2 protein-coding genes are annotated in these 2,772 nt (G+C 67.1%); both read left to right on the forward strand.

Going from position 1 to position 2,772, the window contains the following annotated elements:
- A partial coding sequence (locus AC5P6H_RS19250; RefSeq protein WP_495202980.1) for a methyl-accepting chemotaxis protein occupies positions 1-493 on the forward strand: 493 nt, incomplete at its 5' end.
- 821 nt (positions 494-1,314) lie between these two features.
- Positions 1,315-2,772 (forward strand): cache domain-containing protein (locus AC5P6H_RS19255; protein ID WP_495202981.1); only part of this gene is annotated, 1,458 nt, incomplete at its 3' end.

Consider the following 2,772-nt stretch of genomic DNA (forward strand, 5'->3'; position numbering starts at 1 on the left):
CGCCCAGCGCTCGGCCGCGGCCGCCAAGGAGATCAAGGGCCTGATCGACGACTCGGTCGGCAAGGTCAACGACGGCTCGGCGCTGGTGCACAAGGCCGGCGCGACCATGGGCGAGATCGTCGCCTCGGTGCAGCGCGTGACCGACATCATGGCCGAGATCTCCGCCGCCTCGCAGGAACAGAGCGCCGGCATCGAGCAGGTCAACCAGACCGTGGTGCAGATGGACGAAACCACGCAGCAGAACGCCGCGCTGGTGGAAGAAGCCACCGCCGCCGCACGTGCGATGGAAGAACAGGCCGGCCACCTCAGCGAGGCCGTGTCGATCTTCGTGGTGGACGAAGCCGAGGTCGTCGCCGCCCCGCGCGTCACCGCCCCGGCGCCGCGCGCCGCTGCACCGGTTGCCCCGGCCCCGGCTGCCCCGCCGGCCCGCCGCACGGCGGGTGGTCGCCCGATGGCCACCGAACTGGCCGACGGGGACTGGCAGGAGTTCTGATGCCTGCCTGACCTGAGTTACGAGAACGCCCTGGCCCTGTGCTGGGGCGTTTTTGTTTACGGGGTATCTGATTATCCAGCCAACGGCGAAGCCCCTCGGGGTGGTCGCTGAGAGCGGCGGACTTCCTTCGTTTGGGCCGGGAGGATGGGTTGCGCAGGGGACGCTGCAAGTACGTCTCTGTAAGCTCGGTCGCCGCTTGCACGTGTGCACTGTCCTGCGCACACGGCAAGACCGGGGTTGGGCATCCTGCCCAACCCGCCCGAGGCATGCCTCGACCCCATGCGGCTCACGCCCCTGCGCAACCCACCCTCCCGGCCACGGACACTTCCCGTGCGCGTCCACCCCGGATTGAAGAAAGAAGAGCAAGAGCAACATCCGCGTTGCTTCCGGGGTCAGATCCGTTTTCCGCAGGAAAACGGATCTGACCCCTCTTTCCACCTGGAAACCCAATGCTCTTGCCGTCCGCCGAAGTGAAGCCCTGGCGGGCCGGGTCGGGGTGGGCAGGCAGGACCGTTGGCGCCATGGATGGCGCCATCGAGCCCCCATGGATGGGTTCACGGCGTGTCCTGCCTGCCCACCCCGACCCGGCCAACCCGTAGCTACCCATCGCCATGACCTGCCGTTGCCGTTGCCGTTGCCGTTGCCGTTGCTTCAAAAGCCTGCCGCAGGCAGCGCCGCAGCCGCCGCTGCAAGGAAACCTGAATACGTTCGGACACCGCACCTCAATCCCCCGCCCGCGCGGCCGATAACGGGGTTGTCACGGCGTATCCCGCCGCTGACCGGCACGGCGCCGCCCGCCCGCTTCGACCTGGTCCTGCTCGATGAATCTCCTGCATCGCTGGCAACACTACTTCCGCAATCTTTCCGTCCGGCGCAAGCTCAACCTGCTGACGCTGCTCATCGCGCTCGGCGTGATCGCGCTCTCGGTGATCGCCGCCCGCATGCAGTACCTGGACCTGACCGAAACCCGCAAGAGCGCGCTGAAGACCCAGGTCGAACTGAGCTACGGCATCCTGCTGCACTACCACCGCCTGGCCGGTACCGGCGAGCTCAGCGAAGAGGCCGCCAAGAGCGCCGCGCTGCAGGCGCTGGAGGTCATGCGCGCCGGGAACGATACCTACTACTTCAACATCTACGACACCGGCTACCGCCTGCTGATGCACCCGTTCCGCAAGGACCTGGTCGGCAAGGACATGAAGGACTTCCGCACCGACGACGGCGTACGGATCTACTACGACCAAGTCGAAGCGGCTCGCGCCGGCGGCGGCTTCGTCAACTACCGCTGGGCCAAGCCGGGCAGCAAGGGCGAGGTCGAGAAGGTCGCCTATGCCGGCCTGTTCGCGCCCTGGAACTGGGTGGTCAGCAGCGGCGTCTACATGGACGACGTGCAGAAACAGGCGCTGGTGTTCACCGCCATCATGGCGGTCTCTGGTGGCGTACTGGTGCTGATCGTGCTGGCCCTGAGCTGGGTCATCGGCAACCGCATCGCCGTGCCGCTGAAGCAGGCCACCGCTGTGGCCGAAGGCATCGCCGGCGGCAAGCTGGACAGCCACATCGGCCCGCAGCCGCACGACGAAACCGGCCGCCTGCTGGAGGCCATGGCCGGCATGCAGCAGCAGCTGCATGCAGTCATCACCGGCCAGCGCGAAATGGCGCGCCGTCACGACGGTGGCGAACTGAGCTACCGCATCGACGCCAGCGCCTTCCCCGGCGAGTACGGGCTGATGGTGCAGGAAACCAACGCCCTGGTCGGCGGCCACCTGCAGACCCTGCACGACGTGCTGGACGTGGTGCAGCAGTACGCGGTTGGCGATCTCAGCCGCGACATTGCACGCTACCCGGGCGAAAAGGCCGCGATGACAACCACCGTTGATACGGTCAAGGCCAACCTCGGCCGCATCAATGCCGAGATCAAGCAGCTGGCCAGCGCCGCCGCCGCCGGCGACTTCAGCCTCCGTGGCGATGCGCAGCGCTTCGATCACGATTTCCGCCTGATGCTGGAGAACCTCAACGCGATGATGGCGGTCAGCGATGACAACCTCGGCAAGCTCTCGCAGCTGCTGTCGGCCATCGCCGAAGGTGACCTGACCGCACGCATGCACGGTGATTACCAGGGCGTGTTCGCACGCATGCGCGACGATGCCAACACCACCGTTGCACAGCTGACCCAGATCGTCGGCCAGATCCAGGCCAGCGCGTCCAGCATCACCCTGGCCGCCGGCGAGATCGCCTCCGGCAACAGCGACCTGTCGCGCCGCACCGAGCAGCAGGCCGCCAAC

The sequence above is a fragment of the Stenotrophomonas sp. YJH_SMC_110 genome (assembly GCF_059369255.1).